Raw genomic sequence first — 25,956 nt, 5'->3', positions numbered from 1 at the left:
CTATCATTCCCGACAAAAGCACTCAACTATTCGGCCTATAGGCCTCTTCAATCCGTTGGCGGATTGCCTGGGCATTGAGGCCGATTTCGGCCATCAGCTGCGCCTGGTCACCATGGTCGATGAAGCGGTCGGGCAGGCCGATCTGCAGCAAGCGGGTGGGCTTTCCGGCTTCGTGAAGCACGCGGGCGATCTCGGAACCCGCACCGCCGATCGTGGCGTTCTCTTCGAGGCTTACCAGCAGATCATGGGTGTCGGCCAGCCGGAGGATGAGATCCCGGTCAATGGGCTTGGCAAATCGCATGTTTGCGACCGTAGCGTCCAGCTCTTCACCGACCTGCAGGGCGGCGCCCAGCATGCTGCCGAAAGCCAGCAGCGCGGTGCGATTGCCGTTACGACGGATCTCACCCTTGCCGATGGGCAAGGTCTGCATCGTGGCCTGCGGGGTGACGCCGAGGCCGCTGCCACGGGGGTAGCGCACGGCGGTGGGGCCGTCGTGCCGATAGGCGGTGTAGAGCATCTGCCGGCATTCGTTTTCGTCCGCCGGGCAGAAGATCGTCAGGTTGGGGACGCACAGCAGATAGGAAATGTCGAAGGCGCCGTGGTGCGTGGCTCCGTCGGCACCCACCAGGCCCGCCCGGTCGATGGCCATCATGACTGGCAGGTTCTGCAGGGCGATGTCATGAATCAGCTGATCGTAGGCGCGCTGCAGGAAGGTCGAGTAGATGGCCACCACAGGCTTGAAGCCTTCGCAGGCAAGGCCTGCGCCGAAGGTGAGGGCGTGCTGCTCGGCGATGCCCACATCGTAGTAACGGGTGGGGTGCTCCTGAGCGAAACGGACCATGCCGGAGCCTTCGCGCATCGCCGGGGTGATGGCCACAAGCCGCTCGTCGGCGGCGGCCATGTCGCACAGCCAGTCGCCGAACACCTGGGTGTAGGTGAGCTTGCCGCCGCCCTTGGCATCCTTGCCGGTGGCAATGCCGGCCGTGTGGTCGAAACGGGAGACGCCGTGGTAGAGGATGGGGTCGGCCTCGGCCAGCTTGTAGCCCTGGCCCTTGCGGGTGATGACGTGCAGGAACTGCGGGCCCTTCAGCGTGCGCAGGTTCTGCAGCGTGGGGAGCAGGGACTCCAGGTCGTGCCCGTCGATGGGGCCGATGTAGTTGAAGCCGAATTCCTCGAACATGGTGCCCGGCATCACCATGCCCTTGACGTGCTCCTCGGTGCGGCGCGCCAGTTCAAAGACGGGCGGAGGCAGATTCTCGAGGAAGCGCTTGCCGATCTTGCGGGCACCGTTGTAGAGCTTGCCCGACAGCAAGCGTGACAGGTGCTTGTTGAGGGCTCCAACCGGTGGCGAGATAGACATCTCGTTGTCGTTGAGGATGACCAGCAAGTTGGTGTCGTGGATGTCGCCCGCGTTGTTGAGGGCCTCGAAGGCCATGCCGGCGGACATGGCGCCATCTCCGATCACTGCAATGGCGCGACGATCCTCGCCACGCATGCGGGCGGCCTCGGCCATGCCCAGGGCCGCCGAGATGGAGGTGGACGAGTGGGCGGTGCCGAAGGTGTCGTAGTCGCTCTCAGAGCGCCTCGGAAAGCCCGAGATACCCTGGTATTGACGAAGTCCGGCCATGGCTTCGCGGCGGCCGGTGAGAATCTTGTGGGCGTAGGTCTGGTGGCCCACGTCCCAGACGATGCGGTCTTCAGGCGTGTTGAAAACGTAATGCAGGGCAACCGTGAGCTCAATGGTACCTAGGTTGGACGAAAGATGACCACCTGTGCGGGATACAGAGCTGATCAGGAAATTGCGCAACTCGTCGGCCAGCTGGGAGAGCTGGCTGGGGTCGAGCTGGCGCAGGTCCGCGGGCGAGGCAATGCTTTCCAGCAGGCTGCTGCGGGGAGTGGCGGGCTGCGTTCCGAGGGGCATTCCGGGTTACCGGGTCGTTAATGAGTGTTCTTGGGTGTGCGATGGCGGGTGTCAAAACTGCCGGTGGACGATGAATCTCGTCAGTTCGGAGAGGCGGCGAGCGGGCTGTCCGAATGCGGCAAGGCGATCCAGCGCTTCTGCGCACATTTCTTCGGCCAGTGCGCGCGCGCGCGTGACGCCCAGCAGGCTGACGTAAGTCGGCTTGTCATTGGCGGCATCCTTGCCCGCCGTTTTGCCCAGCGTGGCTGTATCCGCTTCGGCATCGAGGATGTCGTCCACCACCTGAAACAGCAGGCCTATCACCTTGCCCACGTGGTCCAAGGATGCCAGTTCGTCTTCGCCAAGGTCACGGCCGCATTGTACGCCAAGGCCGATGGATGCCCGGATCAGTGCGCCGGTCTTGTGGATGTGCATGAACTCCAGTTCGGCAAGGGTTAGCTGCAGGCCTACCGATGCCAGGTCAATGGCCTGCCCGCCGGCCATCCCACGGGATCCGGAGGCAATGGCGAGCTGGCGGATCATGCCCAGTTGTCGTTGGGGGGAGTCGCTTACCTGCGATTCCGCGATGTGCTGAAAGGCCAGGGTCTGCAGGGCGTCGCCGACCAGCAGGGCCGTCGCGTCGTCAAACTGGACATGGACCGTGGGTTTGCCACGGCGCAGTGTGTCATCGTCCATGCAGGGCATGTCGTCATGCACCAGCGAATAGGCGTGGATCATTTCAATGGCGCAGGCCGCCCGGTCGAGGCGCTCAGGCGCGCCGCCGCTCACGTCCCCCGCGGCGTGAACAAGCAGTGGGCGCACACGCTTGCCGCCACCCAGTACGGCGTAGCGCATGGCTTCGTGGAGGCGGGCAGGGGCGATATCGGGTGCGGGGAGGGCGCGCGCCAAGGCGGCCTCGGTGCGCTCCTGGATGTGGGACATCCATTGGTTGAAGCCTTGGGTGGTCATGCCGATGGGGCTTCCGTATCAGTGGTTTCGAGGAGGCGGATGGATTGCTCCGCCTTGCCGAGGAAGTCCTGGCACTGGCGCAAGAGCACGAAGCCGCGCTGATAGGCGGCAAGAGCCTGATCAAGGGGGAGCTGGCTGTTCTCCATCTCCTGGACGATCACTTCCAGCTCGGAGACTGCGGATTCGAAACTGGGCGTCTTGGAAGGCTTGACCATTCTCGGCTGGATTCAAGGTACTGAAACCGTAAAAATAGCCTATGGCCGGGCTTCAGGTCAAACGCGTAATACTATATAATCTCGCGTTTTACGTTTCGGGCTTTCGCTTTGAATCAGGGGGTTCGGGATGTCTGACATTGCTTCTCAGGCACTTCTTTCGCCGGCGGTTTCCCAGTTGCCGGTCTCGTGGTACTTCGATGACAAGGTTTTTGAACTGGAGAAACGTCTCCTTTTCGATGCCGGTCCGGGCTACGTCGGCCACGAACTCATGGTGCCGGAGCTTGATCGGTACCGTTCCCTCGAATGGCTGGACCACTCCAAGCTATTGATCAATCGTGAGGATGGCTTCTACCAGATGTCCAACATCTGCCGCCATCGCCAGGCCATCATGTTGCAAGGCGCCGGAACGGCTGACAGGAACATCGTCTGTCCGATTCACCGCTGGACCTACAATCCCGACGGCTTGCTCATTGGAGCACCGCATTTTGCGGACAATCCCTGTCTCAATCTACAGCGTCAAAAGCTAGAGAACTGGCAGGGCCTGTTGTTCAAGGGTCCCCGTTCCGCCAATGCCGATCTGGCGGGCATGCAGGTGGCAAGGGAGCTCAACTTTGCCGGTTACAAGCTCGACAAGGTCGAGATCCATCACTGCAACTACAACTGGAAGACGTTCATCGAGGTCTACCTCGAGGACTATCACGTGGTGCCCTTTCATCCGGGGCTTGGTCAGTTCGTCACCTGCGATGACCTGACGTGGCAGTTTGGTGAATGGTATTCGGTGCAGCGCGTCGGGATCACCTCCCTTCAGAAGCCCGGTTCCCCCACCTACAAGCGCTGGCACGAGGCCGTCATGGCCTGTCATGGCGGCGAAATGCCGAAGCACGGTGCCATCTGGCTGACCTACTTTCCCAACATCATGGTCGAGTGGTACCCCCATGTGCTGGTGGTGAGCACACTGATTCCGACGGACGTGAATAAGACCACCAACGTGGTCGAGTTCTACTATCCCGAAGAGATCCTCGAGTTTGAGCGCGATTTCGTTGAGGCCGAGCAGGCCGCATATATGGAAACCGCGATTGAGGACGACGATATTGGCGAGCGCATGGATCGTGGGCGTTTGGCATTGATGCGTGAGGGGCGCAATGAGGTCGGGCCCTACCAGTCACCCTATGAAGACGGGATGCAGCACTTTCACGAATTTTATCGGCGCATCATCCAGCCACACCTCTGACGTGTCCGAACGCAGTAAAAAACGGGAGCCGATTGGCTCCCGTTTTTTTATTGATGCCGCCTCGTGAAAAGCAGGGGCGGCTGGAGTGGAGGGGTCAGCGATTTGATTCGCGGACGATCTTCCATTGCCCGTTCTCGAGCTCGTAGTGAAGCGTCTTTGGCCCGGCGTCCTTGAAGTCGGCGGATCGGTAGTGCTGGGTGAAGCTAGCCTCGGCAGCCGTGGCGGATACGTTGCGCACGTTCAGCTTTTCAACCGTCACCGTGATATCGCCGGGTTTTGCGAGGCGCTTTTCGCGCACGGCCATCCAGGCATCAAGCTTGCCCTGTTCGGGCTGGAAGCGGGACGAATAGAAAGTCTTGTAGCCTTTGAAATCCTTTGCAGACCAGGCGGCCGCCCAGGACTTGATCAGCGATTCGATGGCGGGGGCGGCGGCAGGCGTGGTGGCCGCCACGGGTACGGCCGCTGCTGCCGTGGCGCTGGCGGCAGGCAGGGGTACGGGCGCAGGTTCAGGGCGACCCCGCATGGCACCGATAGTGTCAAGAGGCGGTACGTTCGGTAGTTCGGTGCTGCATTGGACCACGTCGTCCTGTGCCGGGTCTGTGACGCCTGCTTCCTCGGGGGCCGTCTTGGCGACGGAGGTGAGTTGCACCGCGGGCAGAATGCGATGCGTCTGGGTGAGTACGCGCAGTTCGGCCTGGGTCAGATCATAGCGGGCGCGCACTGTTGCCCGCTTGGCATCGAAGAGTTCGTTTTCGGTGTTGAGTACGTCAAGCAGGCTGCGCTGGCCGATGTCGAACTGTTGACGGTAGGCATCCCGAGCTTTCTCGGTGGAAAGCTGGTGCTGTTCCAGGTACACGAGTTGCTCCTTGAGCTTCTTCACGTCGTTCCAGGCGATCGCTGTTTGCTGTCGGACGTCCCGGCAGGCTTTGTCACGCAGATCGGTGGCGTTGTAGAGCTGCTCGTGGGACTGGCGGATGCGCGCCTCATCGGAGCCACCCTTGTAGAGATTCCAGTTGAGCAGCACCTGCAGCGCCGTCGAATTGGTTTCACCGGTAACACCAAGAAGGTTCTTGTCCATGCCGGTACTGGCGCGAAACTCGACTGTCGGCAGATTGTTGGCACGCTGGACGTCAATATTGGCCCGGGAGGAGCGGATGTTGGCGACCGCTGCACGGAAGCTGGGGTTGTCATTGATCGCCTGCCGCAACAGGTCTTTTTCGACGGGCAATTGTTGACCCAGAGCCGGGCTTGCTTCGAGCTTGTCCGCGGGTGCTTCACCCACCACACGTTGGTAGCGCTGGCTGACGTCGTGGAGGTTGGAGCTTTCGGTCAGCCAGTTGGATTGGGCCAGGGCCAGCCGGCCGAAGGCTTGCTCCAGGTCCACGCGGCGGCCCACACCGGCTTTCACTCGCCGTTCGATCTGGTCCACGGTTTCCTTGTGGATGGCCCAGTTTTCCTGGGCCAATCTGCTCAAGTCGCGGTAGCGCTGGACATCCAGGTAGGCACGAGCGGCCTCGTAGGCGATCTCGTCAGTGGTGCCAAGGAGTTCGAAATACCGGACCGCCCGTGCGAACCCCAGGCGTTTCACTTCGTTGCCGGTGGCGAAGCCGTCGAAGAGCAACTGGCGCAGTTGCAGTTGATAGCCGGGCCGCGTGTAGGTGTCGGAAGGGCTGGTCGGCGTTTCACGCCGTTCCCGGCCGGTATAGCCTTGCAGGTCGATGCGAGGGAACAAGCCTCCGCGTGCCACGTCCCGTTCAGCGTCAGATGCCTGGTAGTTGTGCAGTCGGGCAAGCACCTCGGGGTTGCGGAGAACGGCCTTTTCGATGGCGTCCGGAAGCGTGCCGGGGGTTCCCGCCTGGGCAAACGATGTTGCCACGAAGCAAAGCGCGAGGCTGGCGGAGAGCGTTGTTGCGTTGAACATTGTCATCTCGTTCTTGGGGGAGAAGGGGTTCTGGAGTGCAGGCTGATCATGCGATGAGCTGTCTTTCCAGAATGCAGCACGATTTTAGGCGTCGTTGGACGCTTGATTTGCGCATTATTTCTTTCCTGGCTCGGTTACATGGCCTGGATGCTTGTTCCGAATAAATATTTCACAATTGTCGGCGGCAAAGCGCAAAGCTTAACTTTTTCCGATCCCTGCCGTTGATCCTCACTCTTCTGGCCCCAAGCACATCTGATCCACCGGGCATGCTGTCCCCAGGGCACTCCGTGCAGGAAGTACGTGTTTTCCGTTCCGTGATGCCATTTCACTTTCCTCTCCGCGGCGCAGTTCACTTGTTGGCTCTGCGCCGTCTGGGAGGATTGCTAGGGGTCATCTGTCTCGCCGGCGGGGGGGTGGATGTTGTTCAGGGTGGCTTTGAGCTGGAGCGCATGCGACTTGCTGCTCAGCAGCGCTTTGGGTCGGCGGGGGGTGAAGCCGTTGATGCGTGGCGCAATGCCCTAGGCGGCTGGCGTGGTCTGGGTGAGGATGAGCAGCTTCGCAGGATCAATGATTATTTCAACCGCCGCGTCCGCTTTGCCGACGACAATGCGGTGTGGTCCCAAGCCGACTACTGGGCAACGCCCATGGAGACGATTGCCCGGGGTGCAGGAGACTGCGAGGACTTCGTCTTTGCCAAGTACTTCACCTTGCGTGAGCTTGGCATTGCCGAAGACCGTTTGCGCATGACCTATGTACGGGCCACCGTGGGCGGTGCAGGCAGCGGCGTGAGTCAGGCTCATATGGTCCTGAGCTATTACCCATCGCCGGACGCCGTACCCCTGGTGCTCGACAACCTGATTTCCGAGATCCGGCCGGCAACGGGGCGTCCGGATCTCGCGCCTGTTTTCAGTTTCAACATGCAGGGTGTCTTTGTCGGCGGTGCCAGCCAGGCGTCGAGCCCGGTGGACCGGGTGTCCCGCTGGCGGGAGCTGCTCTTGCGCATGCGTTCGGAAGGCTATACGCCGTGAAGGAATGGAAATGTCCCTCCTGAGAAGATTGTGGATCAGCGTGGTGGTGGCCATGACGGTGGTGCTGGTAGGCGCCTTCACCGTCAGCCTCTTGACTGCGCGCAGTTACTTCGAGCAGCAGTTGAGCGCCCAGGCCAGTGACGGTGCCGTATCGCTGGCCTTGTCCATGTCCCAGCAAAGCAAGGACGTTGCGACCATGGAACTACTGGTGACGGCGCTATTCGATGGCGGGCACTATCGTCAGATCCGCTTCACCGACCCATCAGGTCGCATACTTGTCGAGCGCACCCAGGAGGATACGGCCGAAGGCGTACCGGCTTGGTTGATTTCCTTGGTGCCCCTGGAGGCACGTCCGGGGCAGGCCCTGGTCAGCGATGGCTGGAGGCAGGTGGGGAAGGTCAACGTACTGGCAGCACGCAGCTATGCGTACCGTTCGTTGTGGCGTGGATCTCTGCAGCTGGGAAGCGTGATGCTCGCAATCGGCCTGTTCTGGGCCATGGCCGTGTCGATGCTGCTGCGCTGGGTGCGCCGGCCCCTGGACGAGATGGCCGAGCAGGCCGAGGCCATCGGCGCCGGCCAGTTCCGGGTCATCGACGAACCGCGAGTGCTTGAACTCCAGAGCATGGCCCGCGCACTGAACCGTATGTCCGAGCGCGTCCGCATGCTGTTTGCCGAGCAGGCCGGCCGCATAGCGCTATTGCGTGACGAGGGCAGTCACGACAGTGGGACGGGCCTCCTGAATCGGGCGGCCTTCAACGGCGAACTCCGTCGGGTGCTCTCCGACCCGGACGTGACACCGGGAGGCTGTCTTGCCGTGCTGCGCATCGCAGATCTCGTCGTACTCAATCAGAAACTCGGGCGGGCGCGGACCGATGAGTGGCTGACCGCCGTGGCCGAGGTGCTGAGGGTCGGGCTGGCCGAGGGAGACGATGTGGCATTGGGGCGCCTTGGCGGTGCCGAGTTCGGGGTGCTGGTTCCCGGCCTGGGTTTGGCTGACGGACGAGCGATGCTCGAGCGTCTGTGCAGCGCCGTTATCGCGCTGGATCTTGAACTGGACGACGGTGCGTATCGCTTGCGCCTGGACGCTGCAGCCGTGGCCTATCGGCGTGACGATACGCCAGGGGCTTTGATGGCACGCGTCGATTCTGCCCTGATGCGCGCCGAAGCCGAGGGTTGTATCGTGGCAGAGCCGGGCGGCTCCCCCTTGCCCATCCCGGTGCCGGGAGCCGAGGGATGGCGCGAGATGCTTGACGCAGCGCTGTCCCGCCACGAATTCACCCTCACCGGCTATCCCGTACTGAGCGCCGAGGGTCGGTTGGTCCATCGGGAGTACATGCTTCGGCTGCCGACCGGCGGTGCGGTGTTGACGGCCGGGCAGTTCATGCCGGCCGCGGTTCGGGTGGGCCTCGCGGCGGCCTGCGACCTTGAGGCGGTCCGGCTCGGCATTGCTCGCCTTGCGGCGTCCGCCGAGCCCATTGCGATCAACGTGGCGCCCCGTTCCCTCATTGAGGCCGGCTTCCTCGATGCGCTCGACATCCTGTTGGCGACGGCCGGAGAGGCCGCGTCGCGGATTTCCGTGGAGGTCAGCGAGCGGGGGCTGGACGCCAGTCTGGCCGGGCTTGAGCCTTTGGCGGAAGTGCTTGCACGGCATGGCGCACATTTGGGGATCGAGCATTTCGGGCGACAGCTAGCCGCCTTGCCGCGCTTGTATGCCCTGCGCCTGGCCTACCTCAAACTGGATGGCAGCTTCGTCGCGGGTCTGCATGAAAATGCCGGGCACCAACGCCTCGTCAAGGCCATCGTCGATGTGGCGCGGGGGCTGGATGTGGTTGTGTATGCCGAGCAGGTTCATTCGACCGAGGAATGGGCGGCGGCTGGCGCGCTCGGGGTTGGTGGCATGACCGGCCCCGAGGCTTCGAGGCGTATGGCCGTTTCCTGATGATTGGGCGGCGGCACTGAGCTGGCGGCGGAAGAAGGGGGCCTCTCTCGAGGCCCCCTTCTTTTTGTGGTCTTCCGGGCGTCAGTCGGCGCTCAGTTTGCCCTTGGTGAGCAGATCCTGAATGATCTGCGCATCGGTGCTCAGGGCTCCGCTATTGGTCAGATCCACACCTTGCAGCACGATCTTCTGATCGGTTGCCGCCGGGCTGAAGGTGCCGCCGGTATAGCCCCCGGTACTGCTGATGTGCACGACGGTGTCGGTGCCCGACTTCTCGAAGTGCAGGTAGCTACCCAGATTGCCCGGGGTCACTCCGCTATGACTTTCACCCTGTAGTAGATCACTGAGGTCAAGCACGTCACCGCCGCTGAGGGCCGCGCTCTTGTCGAAGTCGGTGATGGCGTCGATGGCCGGAGCTCCGGCCGTGCCCGCATCACCCAGGGACCACTTGAAGGTATCCGAGCCCAGGCCACCGGTGAGCGTGTCATTGCCGGCTCCACCGGAAATCAGGCTGGCGCCGCTGCCACCGGTTACCGTGTCATTGCCAAGGCCGGCGTAGATCACGTCCTTCCCATCACTACCGGTGATGTGGTCGTTTCCGTCCGTGCCGTCAAGCCGCTCGCCGGAGCGGAGCAGCCAGGCTCCGTTCTGGGTCGTACTCTCGATGATGTCCTGCGTCTCGGTCAGTGTCGGGGCGCTGGTGGGCGTGAACAGGGCGAACTCCTCGGTGCCCAGGGTCTTGTAGGCGGTGACTGGCTCGCTACTCAACTTGACCTCGATGCGCAGGCGCGCGTTGCCCCCTTGTTCCCAATAGACGATCTCAAGGGGCTGCAGGCCGCTCTCCAGACTGATATTGGTGAAAACACGTTCCGTGGGCGACTGGATGCCATCGAACATGGCCACGGTTGCACTACCGATATTGACCCGGAAACCGTCATCTGCGGTAACGCGGATGTCGTAGGTGCCACCCGCCACGTTCATCATGCCAACGAAGCGGAGACCGGAATCGGTGGTGTTGCCAATGCCCGTGGTGGTCTTCAGATCGACTGCGTCGGAGCCGGTCGTGCCGCCGCGGAGGAAGTTGTAGAGAGCCCCCGAGTTCACATCCAGGTTGGCCCCGAGCGTCGGGTTGTTGCCCAGGTTGCCGTTGACTGCTGTCGCGGTAGTGCTGCCGGTGGTGTAGCCGAATCCGTAATCGATCTTGTCGGCACTGAACGTGGCGTCAGATCCCGAGGCAGGTGCCTCCTCGTAAGTGCCGAGAATGCTCTCTCCGCTACGTCCATTGACGATGGTCGTCATGTCCGAAAGCCTGTCAAGATTGCCCAGCGTGGTGTCGTCGGCGTGGGTACGGGTGACACCTGAGGTGGTCTCGTTGTAGCCGTAGTATTCCCCGGCCAGACCGAGGGTGCTCGAGTCGATCAGCTGGCTGGTGCTGGTCAGGGTGACAACGGCTTCGGTCTCACGGCTCACGTTGAAGGTTACGCTCGCCCCCGCGGTGTCGCCGTCTTTATCCATCAGCACGAAGTCGAAACCGTCAACAATCGGGGTGGTCACGGTTGGCCGGGGCGTATAGCTGTAGCCACCGGTGTTCATGTTCACCACAAGGGTGCCGCCGTCGTCGGTGCGTACGGTCAGTTGGTGAGTGGCCGGATCGTAGGTGCCCTGACTGGTTCCACCCGTGACCGAGACACCGGTGCTGCCCGTCGGGTCATAGGTGTAGGTGATTCCATCCACCTTGATTGACTGAATGTGACCACCGTCGGCACCGAACCCCGATGCACCGCCCAGCAGGCCACCGGAAAGAATGTCACCGCTGGCCGACTGGGGAACGGTTGCCTGCAGCGCGCTTGATAGCTGACTGAAGTCGCTGATGACCTTGGCGTCGAGATTGGTGTCCGTCAGGCCATCATAGGCAATCGGATTCAGCGGAGCCTGAGATGCACCGGTTCCCATGCCGAGGGCGTAACTGGTGATGTCGTTGGCGGTCAGGAAGGCTTTCCAGGCGGTCTCGTCGGCGGTTCCGATGGCGGTGCCGGAATTCGGAACACCATCGGACAGGAAGTAGGCCACATTCTGGCCGGAGGCGAGCTTGCCCGTTGATGTGAATGCCGCCTCCCCGGCGGCGATCGCCGCGTCGTAGTTGGTGGTTCCACCCAGCGACACTGCGGCGAGTTGCCCCTTGCCCACGGCCACCGTCGTCCAGGTGGTTCCCACTGCTGAGGCCGAGCTATTGAACGTGACAATGCGGATGCGAACTTCACCGAGCGTATCGTAGGTGTCAATCAACTGATTGAGCGCCGTAATCGCCGAGCGCAGACGTGTCGTGCCGCCTACGCCATCTGCCGTGTTCATGCTGCCGGAGTTGTCGAGAATGATCAGGAGATTGGTGTCCTGGGGCGGAACTTCGACGGCCTGGACGACGGAGCTGGCCTTGGGGGCATCGTCCTCCACGTTGACCGTCAGGGTGCTGGTGGTGGTGGTCACGCCGTCGCTGACCTTGATCCCCAGGTCCAGGGTGAGGAGGTCTTCCTCGGTCGTGACGGGATGGTCGATCGGGCCGGATAGTTTCACCGTGTGGGTGCCGTCATCGCTGATCGTCGCCCGAACGATTTCCACGCTACCGGCACTGCCGATCAGCAGCTTGGAGTCACTCCCTGTCCAGGTGATGGCGACGCCATTGGATGTCAGCGCCGTCGTCGGTGCGGTCAGCGTCACGTTGAGGGGATTGCCATCCACGTCGGATACGCTGATCGTGCCACCGGCGGTGGTCAGGTTTGTGGTGTCTGTGCTGCCGTTGCTGTCAGCGATACCTGCCGCCAAGCCCTCCTCGGAAACATTCACGGTGGCTGTTCCGACTACCGGCGCATCGTTCGTGCCCGTAACGTTGATGACCAAAGTGGTCACCGTGCCATCGGCGGCTTGAACGTTGAAGTGGTCCTCGACCACCTCTCCCTGCTTCAGGGACTGCACGTTGGTGGATGCGTTATCGAGGCTGTAGCTCCAGCTACCGTTGGATTGCAAGCTCAGCGTGCCATAGGTGCCCTGGGCAGTCTGGGCGATGAAGGACGACTGGCCCGCATCGGGGTCCGTGATGGTCAGGCTGCCACCCGTGGCGAGGGTTCCGTCTTCGGACACATTGCCGGTAGCAACACCGCCGATTACCGGCGCATCGTTCAGGCCGTTCACCTGGATGGTCAGCGTGGTTGTCGCGGTGCCGCCATTGCCGTCAGAAACGCTGTAGGTGAAGACATCGTTGGCTGACTGGCCGGCGACAAGCGCCTTGGCCGCATCGCCCGGGGTATAGGTGTAACTGCCGTTCGGGGCAATCAGCAGGCTACCAAAGGCGCCGGTGACGGTTGTGCCGCCGGAGGCCACCGGGACACCACTACCACTTCCGAAGGAGATCGAGGTCACATTCAAGCTCCCTCCATCGATGTCGCTGTCGTTGGTCAGCACTCCGCTGGCAGCATCCTTCGACAGGAGGGTGTTCTGATCGGTGCTGCCGGTGTCCGCAATGGCCACCGGTGGGTCGTTTACCGGTGTGACGTTGACGGTGGCGGTAGCCTGCGGCGAGGAGGCGCCGTTGTTGTCGGTGGCGGTGAAGTGGAAGCTGGTGCTGCCATTCCAGTTGGGAGCGGGCTGGAAGTAGAGGGTGAGGGCGCCCGCGGTGGCCGCGAGGGGCGTGCCTGCGGTGACGGGCTGGGTCATGGCGGCATCGCGGTAGAGGGTACCGTTGGCGGGCAGATCGGCCAGGGTGAGGCTGGTGACGGTGCCATCCACATCGGTGCCGGTGAGGGTGACGGGGATGGGGGTGGCCGGATCTTCGGCGCCGGAGGCGGTGACGTTGGCGACGGTCGGCGTCTCGTTGGAGCCAAGGACGGTGACGGTGACGTTGCGGGGTGTGCCGTCGGCGGTGGTGACGGTGAAGGTCTCGGTGCGGGAGTCGCCTTCGTTCAGGGCCTGGACGTTGCCGGCCGTGTTGTTGAGGACGTAGGTCCAGGTGCCGTTGGCGGCGATGTTGAAGCTGCCGTAGGTGCCGCTGGCGCTGGCCGGCGTGAAGGTGGCGGGGCTGTCCACATCGGTGGCGGCGAGGGTGCCGGTGGCGGTGAGCTGTCCGGCGGTGTCTTCCTTGACGGATCCGGTGGCCAGGCCGGTGATCACGGCGGCGTCATTGGCGCCGGTGACGGTGATGGAGAGGTTGGCGGTGGCGGTGAGGCTGCCATCGCTGAGCTGATAGGAGAAGACGTCCTGGACGGAGTCGCCGGTGTTGAGGGCCTGGGCGGCGGCTCCGGGCGTGTAGGTATAGCTGCCGTCGGCACGGATGAGCAGGGAGCCGTAGGTTCCGGTGAGGGTCACGCCGGCGGCGCCGGGATCCGTGAAGGCACCGCTGGTGCCGGTGCGCACACCGGAGACGGTGAGGCTGGGGCTGTCGATATCGGAATCGTTGGTGAGCACGCCGGTGGCCGGTGTGCGGCTGACCGGGCTGTCCTCGGTGGTGGTGGCGCTGTCATTGACGGCCAGTGGGGCATCGTTGGCCGGGGTGACGTTGACGGTGACGGTACTGGTGGCAGTGCCGCCCTTGCCATCGGAGATGGCGTAGGTGATCTCCACCGGCCCATTGAAGTTGGGCGCCGGGTTGAAGGCGAGGGTGCCGTCGGGGTTGATGGTGACGCTGCCCTTGGCCGGATCGACGGTGGCGCTGGTGACGGTGAGGGGGTCGCCATCCGGATCGGAGTCATTGCCCAGGACGTTGAGGGTTACCGGGGTCTCTTCGGGGGTGGTGGCGGTGCTGGGGTTGGCGACGGGGCCGTCGTTGGTGCCGTTGATGGTGACAAGGACGCTGCTGGCGGTGCCGTCCGTGCTGAAGACCGGGAAGGTTTCCGAGAGCGTCTCACCAACGCCCAGGGCTTGAACGCTCGGGTGCGCATTGTTGAGCGTGTAGGTCCAGTTGCCACCTGCATCCAGGTTGAAGGTGCCGTAGGTGCCTGCGACGCCGGTTTGCGGCTGGAAGCCGGCTTCACCGCTGTCCACATCGGTGATGCTCAGGGTACCGCCGGTACTGAGCTGGGTGTCCTCGGTGACGTCGCCGGTGCCCGGGCCGATCAGGGCCGGGTCGTTGGTGCCCACCACGGTGATGGTGACGGTGCTGGTGCTGCCGTCAGAAAGGGTGACGGGGAAGACCTCGGTGCGGGTCTGGCCCTCGCCCAGGCTCTGGACGACGCTGGCGGGGTTGTCCAGGAGGTAGGTCCAGGTACCGTCTGGGTTGAGGGTGAAGCTGCCATAGGTACCCGGTGTGGTCGGCTGGGGCACGAAGGTGGCGCCACCGCTGGCGGTGAGGGTGCCGTTGGCCGAAACGGGGTTGTCTTCCTTGACGACACCGGTGCCCGGTGCGCCGATGGTTTCGTTGGTGCCGAGAATGGTGATGACGACGGTGCTTTCGGTCCCATCCACGCTGCGCACGGTGAAGGACTCGGTGCGTGAATCACCGTTGGCAAGGCTCTGGACAATGGGATTGCCGTTGTCCAGGGTGAAGGTCCAGTTGCCGGACTCACTGATGGAGAAGCTGCCGTAGGTGCCGGGGACGCCGGTCTGAATCTGGAAGGCGGCCTCACCGGCGTCCGGGTCGGTGATGGTCAGGGTGCCGGCGGCCAGCAACACCGTGTCTTCCTGGGTGGTACCCGTGCCACTGCTGATAGTGGCCGCGTCGGGCAGGGGTGTGACATTGACGGTGACGGTGCTGGTGGCGGAGCCACCCTTGCCATCTGAGATGGCGTAGGTGATCTCCACCGACCCGTTGAAATTGGGCGCCGGGTTGAAGGCGAGGGTGCCGTCGGGGTTGATGGTGACGGTGCCCTTGGCCGGATCGACGGTGGCGCTGGTGACGGTGAGGGGGTCGCCATCCGGATCGGAGTCATTGCCCAGGACGTTGAGGGTCACCGGGGTCTCTTCGGGGGTGGTGGCGGTGCTGGGGTTGGCGACGGGCGGGTCATTGACCGGGGTCACGTCAATCGTGACCGTGCTGGTGGCGCTACCACCCTGACCATCGGAAATGCTGTAGGTGATGACGACCGGGCCATTGGTATTGTTGGCCGGTATGAACGTGAGGGTGCCATCGGGATTGACCACGACACTGCCAAGCGTCGGGTCCACCGTTGCGCCCGTGACCGTGAGGGGGTCGCCTTCCGGATCACTGTCGTTGCCCAGCACGGATACCGTCACCGGGGTGTTCTCGGGGGTGGTAGCGGTGTCCGGATTGGCGACGGGCTGGTCATTGACCGGGGTGACGGTTACCGTGAGGGTGGACGTTGCCGTCCCACCCTTGCCATCGCTGACCGTGTAAGTGATGACGACCGTGCCGGTGATGTCCGGCGCCGGTGTGAAATTCAGCGTGCCGTCAGGATTGACCACGACGGTTCCGCGCGTGGGGTCGACGGTGGCGCCGGTCACGGTGAGGGGGTCACCGTCCGGGTCGCTGTCGTTGCCGAGAACGGCCACCGTGATCGGGGTGTCTTCGGGTGTGGTGGCGACGTCGGGGAGGGCGACGGGGCCGTCATTGACCGCGGTGACGTTGATGGTCACCGTTGCCGTCGAGCTGCCACCCCGGCCATCGCTGATGGTGTAAGTGACGGTGTCGGTGCCGTTGAAGTTTGGGTTGGGCACATAGCGCAGGCTGCCATCGGGATTGATGGTGACCTGTCCATTGACGGCCGTGGCGCCGGTGACACTCAGGGCGTCATTATTGGCGTCGCTGTCATTGGCAAGAACGTCCACGACCAGAGGCTGATCTTCGGTGCCCGTGATGTTGTCATCGGTGGCAAGCGGTGGGGTGTTGATGGTCTGCGTCGTGAGCGCTGCAGCAGGAAGAAACTCGACACCGTCTCCCGTGGTGGCGTAGTCGTAGGAAACCGGGGTCACCTCTTCGAGGATCCGGACAAGGCGCACGAAATCGTGGGTCTGGTCGCCGAGACCGCCACCGGTAAGGCCGGCGGCCGGGTCTTCGAGATCTTCGAAGGGGTCCTTGCCCGCGTTCAAGGCCTGGATCACCCGGTCCGCCTCGGCTCCAAGGCTGGAGACGGCATTTTCGCTGCGCTCAGGGCTCGCCGTGGCAAAAAACTCGTCGTTGAGCAGCAATTCGCGGTCGGGGCCGATACTGACCTTTGCGCCGCCCGGAAGACGCAGTTCAACCACCGCGCCGTTTCGGGTCACGATCTCCTGACCTTCCGTCACCACGTCTCCGGGCTTGATCGCGCTGAGCTTGCCGCTGTTGTCACGAAGGTAGGCTTCGCCCTGGACGAATACGACGGTGCCTTTGGCGAGCGCATTGGTGGTGACGTTGGCTGTCGAGGGCGAGGTGGCCATGATGGTCTCCGATGATCGGTTTTTCAGATGAGACGGAATCTACGACGGGGTGGAAGACGCCGCCATTGTCCACAAGGACAGGTCGCGTGATGGATGCCACGCGGGAGGATGATCAACGTACACCGTGCACCCGGAGGGCAAGCTGCAGGCGGTCAGCAACCTGGAGCTTTTCGAAGACGGCCTTGAGGTGCGCCTTGACGGTACGTTCGGTGATGCCGAGGGCATCGGCAATGGCGACATTGCTTTCGCCCAGTGCGGCGTGATGGGCCACTTCCCGCTCACGTTCCGTCAGCGGACGGGCCCAGTCTGCCAGCCCGGCACGGGGCAGCCGGCTGTCCACAAGGCGCAGCAGGCGCGAGAGCAGGGCGCGGCCAACCCAGAGTTCGCCGCCTGCAATGACTTCAAGTGCTTGACGCAGGGTATCGATGGGAGCGTGGCTATGGCAGTAGCCACAGGCGCCGGCGTTCAGTGCGGCCAGGCCTTCCTCGTCGTCCGGACGGGATGAGGTGGCGAGAATGGCAAGATCCGCGGCATTGTTCTGCCACGCGTCTTGGGTCCACAGCGGCGGGGCGGCGGGCGGATATCCACCCAGGTCGACAACCACGAGGCGATGACCGGCTTTGCGCCAGGTGTCGAGCCCACTCAGCTCGGTGGCGCGGATCGGACTGGAGGAGAGCGCCCGCCAGCGCTCTGCCAGCAGGTCGTCCGGGGTGAGAATCAGCAGGGGTTGCGGAGTGCTCATGGGTGTGGGGCGATGTTCGGTCAGCGTTCCGTCAGTGCGTTGGCCTTGGCGCGCAGAACGGGTTTCATCAGGTAGCTCAGGAGCGACTTCTTGCCCGTGAGGATGTCCACTTCTGCGACCATGCCGGGGATGATGGGCATGTGGGCATCGCCGATGGTGCTGCGGGTCGTTCTGACACGCACGATGTAGAAGGCATTGCCCTTCTCATCAGTGATGGTGTCGGCTCCGATGTGATCCAGGGTTGCTTCAAGCCCGCCATAAGTGGAAAAGTCGTAGGCGGTGAACTTGACCAGCGCGGCTTGACCGGGGCGCAGGAAGGCAATGTCCTTGGGTTGGACACGTGCTTCGAGGAGGAGGGCGTCGTCGCTGGGCACGATCTCGATGATCTCCTTGCCGGGCTGGACCACGCCGCCGACGGTGTTGGCGAAGAGCTGCTTCACGGTGCCGTTCATCGGCGCGCGGATCTCGGCCTGCTTGACCCGGTCGGCCAGACCCTCGCTGCCGGCGGACAGGGCGGCCAGCTTGGCGTTGGTGTCGGAGAGCTCGCTGCGGGCTTGATTGCGCAGGTTCAACCCGACCTCGTCGATCTTGTTCTGGGCTTCCGAAATGGCGGCCTGGATGCGGGGAATCTGGGCGCCCGCAGCGTCCCGCTCACCCCGGTAGCGGGCCACGTCCCGCTCGAGCCGCAGGAGTTCCACTTCGGAGACCGCACCGGTCTTGGCGAGGGGGCGGGTGACTTCGAGTTCCTTGGCGGTAAGGGTGTAGCTCTGGGTGGCCTGCTCGCGCTTGGCGATCAGTTCGTTGAGCTCCTGGCGGCGCTGGGTAAGTTGCTGACGGGCAATACCCACCGCGGCTTCGAGTTCCATTCGCTTGTTTTCGTAGGCGCTACGCTCCTGCTCGACCAGATCGGGCGCTTCCTTGATCAGTTCGGGCGGCGGTATGAAGGGCTTGCCGCTCGCGACGGCAGTGAGCCGCGCGGCTTTGGCGAGGAGGGCGATGTACTGGGCCCGGTTCTCCCTCAGGGAGGACACGAAGCGGGTCGGATCCACCTTGAGCAGGAGCTGTCCGGTCTTTACCTGCTGGCCTTCCTTGACCAGGATCTCCGATACGATGCCGCCGTCGAGGCTCTGCATTACCTGAACCTGGCGCGAGGGTATGACCTTGCCTTCGCCACGGGTGACTTCGTCAAGCTGCGCAAATGCTGCCCAGACGATCAGCACGAACACCGCCGTACAGGTTATCCAGACGGCAATCCGGCTTCCTCGCAGTTTTTGTTCCGACATGGCCCATTCGGCATCGGCCATGTAGTCCGAGTCATCGTGGATCTCACGGCGCTCGGCGCCGTCCAGGACGCGGTCGAAGAGGCGTGAGCAGCGTTGGTAAAGCGGATCGTAGAGCCGTTGCAGCAGGGGAATGAGTGATTTCATGATGTCACCCCGCCCGTCCGATGCGGCCCTGCTGGAGGGCTTCGACCACCTGGGCCTTGGGGCCGTCGGCGACGATCTGCCCCTGGTCGAGGACGATCAGGCGGTCCACGAGATCGAGCAATGAGGTTCGGTGGGTCACCAGGATCATTGTCTTGCTCGCCGCAAAGCGGCGTAGACGCTGCTTGAGGCCTTCCTCGCTCTGGTGGTCCATGCTGCTGGAGGGTTCGTCGAGCAGCAGCATGGGCGGGTCATTGAGCAGCGCCCGGGCAATCGCCACGGCTTGCCGCTGACCGCCGGAGAGGGACTCGCCACGTTCTCCGATCGGCATCTCGAAACCCTGGGGATGGGTATCCGCAAACTCCTTGACGCCAGAGAGTTCGGCAGCGGCCAGGATCGCGCTGTCGTCGGCGAAGGGGGCGCCCATGGCGATATTGTGCTTGAGGGTCCCGTAGAACAGGGTCACGTCCTGGGGAACGAAGCCGATGGCCCGGCGCAGCTCGGCGGGGTCGATCTGCCGCGCGTCGATGCCGTCGATGAAAACGGCACCCTCGGTGGGCTGGTAAAGGCCGAGCACGAGCTTTTCGATGGTTGTCTTGCCCGAGCCGATGCGGCCGATGATGGCCACCTTTTCACCGGCCTTCAGGCGGAAGCTGACCTTTTTGAGCACGGCCTGATCACGGCCGGGATAGCAGAAACTGACGTCCTTGAACTCGATGTTGCCGCTGAAGCTGGGGCGGTGCACGAAGCTGGCGCCTTCCGGGCGTTCGATGGGCAGCTCCATGTGGGAATTGACCGAGGCCAGGGAGGTGCGGGCGTTCTGATATTGCATCATCAGGCCTGCCACCTGCCCGAGGGGCGCCATGGCCCTGCCCGACAGCATTGACGCAGCGATGATCCCCCCCATCGACATGTTGCCTTCGGATAGTTCATACACGCCGACGATGATGACGGCGATGTTGACGAATTGCTGCATGAACTGGGCAAAGTTGACCGTGCCGGATGACAGGAGCTTGAGGCGGCCCCCGATCTGCGCAAGAAAGAGCGTGGCGCGTTCCCACTGGCGCTGGATCAAGCCCTCGGCGCTGAGGGTCTTGACCGTCTCGAGCCCGACCAGGCTCTCCACCAGGGTGGCATTGCGCTGGGCGCTTGCCCGGTAGGTGGTTTCGGTGAGTTCATGCATCTTTTCCTGGGACACCAGGGTGACGAAAAGCACCGCAAGCATGCCTACCAGAGGGGGCAGCAACAGCCACGGGGAGATCCACACCATCACGATCAGAAAGAGCACGACAAAGGGCAGATCGATGAGGGTCGTGACGGTGGCCGAGGCGATGAAGTCCCGGACACCCTCGAACGCCCGGAGGTTGGCGGCGAAGGACCCTACGGAGGCCGGGCGCGCGTCCATGCGCAGGCCGAGAACCCGTTCCATGATGCGCGCCGAAAGCTGCACGTCGATGCGCTTGCCCGCGGTGTCCACGATGTAGGCCCGGAGGGTGCGCAGGACGAAATCGAAAAACAGGACCAACATGGCGCCGATGGCGAGGACCCACAGGGTTTCGACGGCGTGGTTGGGGACCACCCGGTCATAGACCGTCATCGAGAACATGGGAATGGCTAGCGCAAAGAGGTTGATGACCAGCGCGGCCAGCAGGGTGTCCCGGTAAAGGCGCCAGTTCTCCATGACCGTGCCCCAGAACCAATGGCTGGCGCGTACTGCATTGACCTTGGGGGAGCGCGCCTCGAAGCGGAAACGCGGCCGCACGAAGCACACCAGCCCTGTGTAGAGCGCGGCGAGTTCTTCGGCTGTCAGGTCGTCGGCAGACTCGCCAGCCTCGGGGAAGCGCACTCGCATGCCGCCATCGGGCAGGTGTTCGAGCAGGATGCAGGCACGGCGGTCGTGCAGGAGCAGGATGGCCGGCAGCAGGTTTGGTGTGATCCCGGAGAGCGGTTTGCGGACGATCCGCGCGGTGAGGCCTGCGCGGGCTGCGGCCCGCGGCAGCAGTGAAGGTGTGAGGCGATTGTCCACCAGGGGCAGTCCGGCAGAGAGTGCTTCTGCCGTAAAGGGGGTACCGTGAAGGCGGGTCAGGACGACCAGCGCATCAAGCAACGGGTCTTCATGGGTGGAGGCTTCGCCCGGTTGCCACCCGTTGTCCGGGCTACCCGCATCGGGAATGCGGGGCTGTGTGGCTGGGGATGCAGCGTCGGTCATCGGCACAATCACTTCGTGGTCGTTTCACGGTCCGGCAGCCTGGCGAGCTGACGGGGGAGATGCCATGGGCAAGGCCGATGGCTTCCGGATTGTAGGGATAACGGGTGTCGCAGGGGGAACTTGAGCCTCCAGGCAGGTGCCGCCGGGCGCTCTTGAAGTCCGGTGCCGCTGCGTGTGAAGCGGTATTGGCGTGGGGGCGAGTTCGCTCGCGTGAAACCGGGGCGCTTTGCAGATCTGCCTGCACGGGATCAGATCACGTCGTCGGGGCCCAGCAGATTGAGCCCCTGTCGCAGGCGCGCCCGGGCGCCCTTGCGGGCAAGCAGCTTGCGTTGGGCATCGGGCGGGAGGTCGGTGAGGCGCAGGAGGCCCCGGTCGATGAGGACGTCCACCACATCTTCGATCACCCGGATTAGATCCGCGTCCAGCCTTGCAAACTCGGCCGGGCCGGAAAAGGGAGCGAGATCGGCATGGCCGGCCGGGAGTTCCTCCCGGTGGTCGGGGCCCGAGGCGGTGAAAGCCGCGGTGACGACGCCTTGGGCATCGCGTTGAACGTAGGGCATGAGCAGCACTCGCGCAGGGATGAAAGAGGGCGCCACGCAAGGCGCCCTTCCATTCATGCCGCCGGAGTCTGAAGATCCTTTGGCAGCGGAAAGGTCACCCGTTCGGGAACACCATCTAAGGACTTTACGGATGCGGCCCCCATTTCCTTGAGGCGTGCGATCACCTCGTCAACCAGGACTTCCGGTGCGGAGGCTCCCGCCGTGACACCGATGCGTTTCCTGCCGACGATCCAGGCCGGGTCGATGGCGGCGGCGTTGTCGATGAGGTAGGCCGGCACGCGGAGCAGTTCGGCGACTTCGCGCAGGCGGTTGGAGTTGGAGCTGTTGACCGAACCGACCACCAGAACGACGTCGGACCGGGGGGCCATGAATTTCACGGCATCCTGGCGATTCTGGGTGGCATAGCAGATGTCGTCCTTCTTGGGGCCGACGATGTCCGGGAAGCGCTCGCGCAGGGCGGTGACAATGGCCGCTGCATCGTCCACCGAGAGCGTGGTCTGGGTGACGTAGGCGAGCATGTCGGGCTTGGCAACCTGCAGCCCGGCCACATCGGCGACGCATTCAACCAGGTAGATGCCGTCCTTGACCTGACCCATGGTTCCTTCGACTTCCGGGTGACCCTTGTGGCCGATCATGATCAGTTCGCGTCCCTGATCACGCATGCGGGCTACTTCGATGTGCACCTTGGTGACCAATGGGCAGGTGGCGTCGAACACCCGCAGGCCACGGGCTTCGGCTTCGGTGCGTACCGACTGGGGCACGCCGTGGGCGCTGAAGATCACGGTGTTGCCGGCCGGCACGTCATCCAGGGATTCAATGAAGATGGCGCCCTTGGCGCGCAATCCATCCACCACGAAGCGGTTGTGAACGACTTCGTGGCGAACATAGATTGGCGCGCCGAACTGGACGAGGGCACGTTCCACGATCTCGATGGCACGTTCGACGCCGGCACAAAAGCCGCGGGGGTTAGCGAGCAGGACTTCCATGCTGGGGCTCCGGGGCTCAGTTGACGCCGATCACTTCGACTTCGAAGCGAATGGACTTGCCGGCCAGGGGGTGGTTGAAGTCGATGATGGCATGAGTGTCGAGCACTTCGCGGATCAAGCCGGGGTAGCGGGTGCCGTCGGGCGCCGTGAATTCCATGATGACCATGGGCTCCACCTCGGTGCCGTCCGGGAAGTCCTCGAGACGGACCTTCTCGACCAGGTCTTCGCGATGAACACCGAAGGCGTTCTCGGGTTCGAGCAGGAAGGTGTGGCGCTCGCCGACGGTGATGCCCGCCAGGCAACGTTCGAGGGTCGGGGCGATGTCACCGTGACCCAATTGCATGGTGGCCGGTTGAGACTCGAAAGTGCTGATCAGCGCCTGCCCGTTATCGAGGGAAATGCGGTAATGGAGGGTCAGCAGGCTGTCGGGTTGGACGATCTGGGTCATGAGAGTTTCTCTTGGGCGGTGGCGTGGCGGCTCTCGCGAACCTGGGCGATGAACATCAGGACGACGCCCACGCAGATGGCGGAGTCGGCCACGTTGAAGGCGGGCCAGCCGTAGCGGCCGATGTGGAAATACAGGAAGTCGACGACTGCGCCGAAGACAAAGCGGTCGATGACATTGCCGATGGCTCCGCCGATGATCAGGGAGAAGGCTAGGGGCTGCAACAATTCATGTTGATGGCGGGCCAGCAGGCGTAGCAGCCAGCCGCAGATGGCTGCGGCCAGTGCCACGAAGAACCAGCGCTGCCAGCCACCCTGGTCGGCGAGAAAGCTGAACGCCGCGCCAGGATTGAAGGCAAGTACGAGGTCAAAGTAGTCGGTGACGTGGATGACCTCGCCGTTGCGCAGGGCGCCGCGGACGAGGTGTTTGGTCCACTGGTCTACCAGCACGACGATGGCTGAGAGGCCAATCCAGTTGCCTAGGCGTAATTTCAAGGGCTGGGCTCCGGTGGGAAGGGGGCTCAGGCGACCGTGCGTGCTTCGCCGGTGCCGTAGAGATTGGACGTGCACCGGCCGCAAAGTTCCGGATGATCGGCGTCATGGCCCACATCGTCCCGGTAGTGCCAGCACCGTTCGCACTTTTTGTGGGCAGAGGGGCTGACCAGGATCGCCTCGTCGGCCTCGGACGGCACCTTGATGAGCGTGGTCTTCGAGCAGATCAGCACGAAGCGCAGGTCGTCGGCGAGGCTGGCGAGGAGCGCGTATTTGCCTTCTGCGGCACGGATTTCCACTTCGGCCTGCAGGGAAGAGCCCACCTGGCCGGCGGCGCGTACGGCCTCGATCTCCTTCTGCACGTCGGCGCGGATGGCGCGGATCGCCGTCCAGCGCTCAAGCAATGCATCTTCGCCGTCCTGGGCAGGAAGGGCGTGGAAGGTGTGGAGCATCACACTGTCGTCCGCATCCTTGACGAGGAGCTGCCAGATTTCCTCGGCGGTGAAGGACAGGATGGGTGCCATCAGGCGCACCACCGACTGCAGGATGTGCCACAGGGCGCTCTGGGCTGAGCGGCGGGCTGCGGACTTGGCCTGGGTGGTGTAGAGGCGATCCTTGAGGACGTCCAGATACACGGCCCCAAGATCCTCGGAGGCGAAGTTCTGCAGGGCCTGCACGATGCGGTGGAATTCGTAGCCGGCGTAGTCTGCTTCGGCCTGGGTCTGCAGCTTGCGGGTCAGGGCCAAGGCGTAGCGGTCGATCTCCAGCCATTCGGACACGGGCAGCATGTCGGTGGTGGCGTCGAAGTCGGCGGTGTTGGCCAGCAGGAAGCGCAGGGTGTTGCGCAGGCGGCGATACACCTCGACGACACGGTCAAGGATCTCCTTGGAAATGGACAGCTCGCCGGAATAGTCGGTGGAGGCGACCCACAGGCGCAGGATGTCGGCGCCGAGCTTGCCGGTGACTTCCTGGGGCACGACCACGTTGCCGAGGGACTTGCTCATCTTGCGGCCGGCGCCGTCCACGGCGAAACCGTGGGTCAGCAGGGCCTTGTAGGGCGGGTGACCGTCGATGGCGCAGCCGGTGAGCAGTGACGAGTGGAACCAGCCGCGGTGCTGGTCGGAGCCCTCCAGGTACAGATCCGCACGCGGGCCGCTGGCGTGGCCGTCGGGGTGGGAGCCGCGCAGCACGTGCCAGTGGGTCGTGCCGGAGTCGAACCAGACGTCGAGGGTGTCGCTGATCTTGTCGTACTGGCCCGCTTCGGCACCCAGCAGTTCGGCGGGGTCGAGCTTGAACCAGGCGGCGATGCCTTCCTTCTCGATGCGCTGGGCGACTTCTTCCATCAGCTCCACGGTGCGCGGGTGGAGCTCGCCGGTGGCCTTGTCGAGGAAGAAGGGAATCGGCACGCCCCAGTTGCGCTGGCGCGAGATGCACCAGTCAGGCCGGTTGGCGATCATGGCGTGCAGGCGCGCCTGCCCCCAGGCCGGGAAGAACTGGGTCGCGTCCACACCGCCGAGGGCCAGTTCGCGCAGGCTCGGGCCGCCGTTGGGCTTGAGGTCCATACCCACGAACCACTGGGCGGTGGCCCGGTAGATCAGCGGCGTCTTGTGGCGCCAGCAGTGCATGTAGCTGTGGGTGATCTTCTCGTGGGAGAAGAGGGCGCCGACTTCCTGCAGCTTGTCGACGATGACCGGATTGGCCTTCCAGATGTGCAGGCCGCCGAAGAAGGGCAGGGATTCGGCATACACGCCGTTGCTCTGCACCGGGGTGAGGATGTCGTCGTTGGTGAAACCATTGGCCTTGCAGGAGTTGAAATCCTCCAGACCGTAGGCCGGGGCCGAGTGGACGATGCCGGTGCCGGCGTCGAGGCCCACGTAGTCGGCGACGAAGACCGGCGACAGGCGGTCGTAGAAGGGATGGCGGAAGTTGATCTTCTCGAGCCTGGCCCCTGCCGTGCGGGCAACGATGCTGCCCTCGAGGCCGAAGCGCTTGAGGCTGCCTTCAACCAGTTCGGCGGCCAGCACCAGCAGGCCGCGGGGGGTGTCCACCAGGGCGTATTCGTGTTCCGGGTGGGCGTTGAGGGCCTGGTTGGCGGGGATGGTCCACGGGGTGGTTGTCCAGATCACGGCCCAGGCATCCTTGCCGGCGGGCAGGGCTGAAAGGCCGAAGGCGGTGGCGAGCCTTTCGGGTTCGGCACAGGGGAAGCCCACGTCCACCGCCGGGCTGGCCTTGTCCTGATATTCGACTTCTGCCTCGGCCAGGGCCGAGCCGCAGTCGAAACACCAGTTGACCGGCTTGAGCCCCTTGAAGACCCAGCCGCGCTTGACCATCTCGGCCAGGGCGCGCACTTCACCGGCTTCGTTGCCGAAGTCCATGGTGCGGTAGGGCTTGTCCCAGTCGCCCAGCACGCCAAGGCGGATGAAGTCCTTCTTCTGCTCCTCGATCTGCTCACCTGCGTAGGTACGGCACAGCTCGCGGACCTTGTCGGCGGGCAGGCCCTTGCCATGGGTCACTTCGATCTTGTGCTCGATGGGGAGGCC

Annotated in this window: 16 protein-coding genes; 3 read left to right on the top strand and 13 right to left on the bottom strand. The window is 63.7% G+C overall.

The genetic code is table 11. The features are described 5' to 3' along the window. Positions 1–22: 22 nt before the first annotated feature. The 3 genes from dxs to xseB are packed head-to-tail and all read right to left on the bottom strand — an operon-like array spanning position 23 to position 3,084. Complete coding sequence (gene dxs, locus J0L98_RS09745) at positions 23–1,921, bottom strand: 1-deoxy-D-xylulose-5-phosphate synthase (RefSeq protein WP_296411554.1); 1,899 nt, start codon at positions 1,919–1,921, stop codon at positions 23–25. Between the two features lie 51 nt (positions 1,922–1,972). After that, a complete protein-coding gene (locus J0L98_RS09740; RefSeq protein WP_296411553.1) occupies positions 1,973–2,869 on the bottom strand; it encodes a farnesyl diphosphate synthase in 897 nt (298 codons plus the stop codon). Then, positions 2,866–3,084 (bottom strand): exodeoxyribonuclease VII small subunit, encoded by a 219-nt coding sequence (gene xseB / locus J0L98_RS09735; RefSeq protein ID WP_296411552.1) that lies wholly within the window; start codon positions 3,082–3,084, stop codon positions 2,866–2,868. The genes J0L98_RS09740 and xseB overlap by 4 nt, the downstream gene beginning before the upstream one ends. A 127-nt stretch (positions 3,085–3,211) precedes the next feature. Between xseB and J0L98_RS09730 the strand changes: the two genes are divergently transcribed. Next, positions 3,212–4,315, top strand: a complete 1,104-nt coding sequence (locus J0L98_RS09730) for an aromatic ring-hydroxylating dioxygenase subunit alpha (RefSeq protein WP_296403795.1) — start codon at positions 3,212–3,214, stop codon at positions 4,313–4,315. Positions 4,316–4,409: 94 nt separating this feature from the next. Here the strand turns inward: J0L98_RS09730 and J0L98_RS09725 are convergent, their stop codons facing one another. Beyond that, a complete protein-coding gene (locus tag J0L98_RS09725) occupies positions 4,410–6,236 on the bottom strand; it encodes a TolC family outer membrane protein (protein ID WP_296411551.1) in 1,827 nt (608 codons plus the stop codon). Positions 6,237–6,649: 413 nt separating this feature from the next. Between J0L98_RS09725 and J0L98_RS09720 the strand changes: the two genes are divergently transcribed. Both J0L98_RS09720 and J0L98_RS09715 read left to right on the top strand, forming a co-directional pair. Further along, positions 6,650–7,264: a transglutaminase-like cysteine peptidase gene (locus J0L98_RS09720; protein WP_296411550.1), complete on the top strand. Its 615-nt coding sequence runs from the start codon at positions 6,650–6,652 to the stop codon at positions 7,262–7,264. Positions 7,265–7,274: 10 nt separating this feature from the next. Then, a complete protein-coding gene (locus J0L98_RS09715) occupies positions 7,275–9,203 on the top strand; it encodes a LapD/MoxY N-terminal periplasmic domain-containing protein (protein ID WP_296411549.1) in 1,929 nt (642 codons plus the stop codon). 81 nt (positions 9,204–9,284) lie between these two features. On the opposite strand, the gene J0L98_RS09710 is transcribed toward J0L98_RS09715, so the two are convergent. The 9 genes from J0L98_RS09710 to ileS form a co-directional block, all read right to left on the bottom strand. Continuing rightward, positions 9,285–16,559, bottom strand: a complete 7,275-nt coding sequence (locus J0L98_RS09710) for a retention module-containing protein (protein ID WP_296411548.1) — start codon at positions 16,557–16,559, stop codon at positions 9,285–9,287. A gap of 112 nt (positions 16,560–16,671) precedes the next feature. Next, positions 16,672–17,301, bottom strand: coding sequence for a response regulator transcription factor (locus J0L98_RS09705; protein WP_296411547.1), 630 nt, complete (start codon positions 17,299–17,301; stop codon positions 16,672–16,674). 20 nt (positions 17,302–17,321) lie between these two features. After that, positions 17,322–18,728 carry an HlyD family type I secretion periplasmic adaptor subunit gene (locus tag J0L98_RS09700; protein ID WP_296403783.1) on the bottom strand — a complete coding sequence of 469 codons (1,407 nt, stop codon included), beginning with the start codon at positions 18,726–18,728 and terminating at the stop codon, positions 17,322–17,324. Between the two features lie 4 nt (positions 18,729–18,732). Then, positions 18,733–20,934, bottom strand: a complete 2,202-nt coding sequence (locus J0L98_RS09695) for a type I secretion system permease/ATPase (RefSeq protein ID WP_296411546.1) — start codon at positions 20,932–20,934, stop codon at positions 18,733–18,735. 248 nt (positions 20,935–21,182) lie between these two features. After that, entirely contained in the window at positions 21,183–21,494 is a 312-nt protein-coding gene (locus J0L98_RS09690; RefSeq protein ID WP_296411545.1) for a hypothetical protein, read from the bottom strand. A 53-nt stretch (positions 21,495–21,547) separates the two neighbouring features. Continuing rightward, positions 21,548–22,480, bottom strand: a complete 933-nt coding sequence (gene ispH, locus J0L98_RS09685; RefSeq protein WP_296411544.1) for a 4-hydroxy-3-methylbut-2-enyl diphosphate reductase — start codon at positions 22,478–22,480, stop codon at positions 21,548–21,550. A 16-nt stretch (positions 22,481–22,496) separates the two neighbouring features. After that, positions 22,497–22,928: an FKBP-type peptidyl-prolyl cis-trans isomerase gene (locus J0L98_RS09680; RefSeq protein ID WP_296411543.1), complete on the bottom strand. Its 432-nt coding sequence runs from the start codon at positions 22,926–22,928 to the stop codon at positions 22,497–22,499. Further along, positions 22,925–23,419 carry a signal peptidase II gene (gene lspA / locus J0L98_RS09675; protein WP_296411542.1) on the bottom strand — a complete coding sequence of 165 codons (495 nt, stop codon included), beginning with the start codon at positions 23,417–23,419 and terminating at the stop codon, positions 22,925–22,927. The genes J0L98_RS09680 and lspA overlap by 4 nt, the downstream gene beginning before the upstream one ends. A gap of 26 nt (positions 23,420–23,445) precedes the next feature. After that, positions 23,446–25,956, bottom strand: a 2,511-nt coding sequence (gene ileS, locus J0L98_RS09670; RefSeq protein ID WP_296411541.1) for an isoleucine--tRNA ligase, incomplete at its 5' end; no start/stop codon positions are given.

Origin of the sequence: Zoogloea sp., assembly GCF_017302315.1 — a bacterium.
Taxonomy (GTDB): Bacteria; Pseudomonadota; Gammaproteobacteria; order Burkholderiales; family Rhodocyclaceae; genus Zoogloea.
The sequence above is the reverse complement of the archived record's forward strand: the minus strand, read 5'-3'. Positions and strand labels throughout refer to the sequence as shown.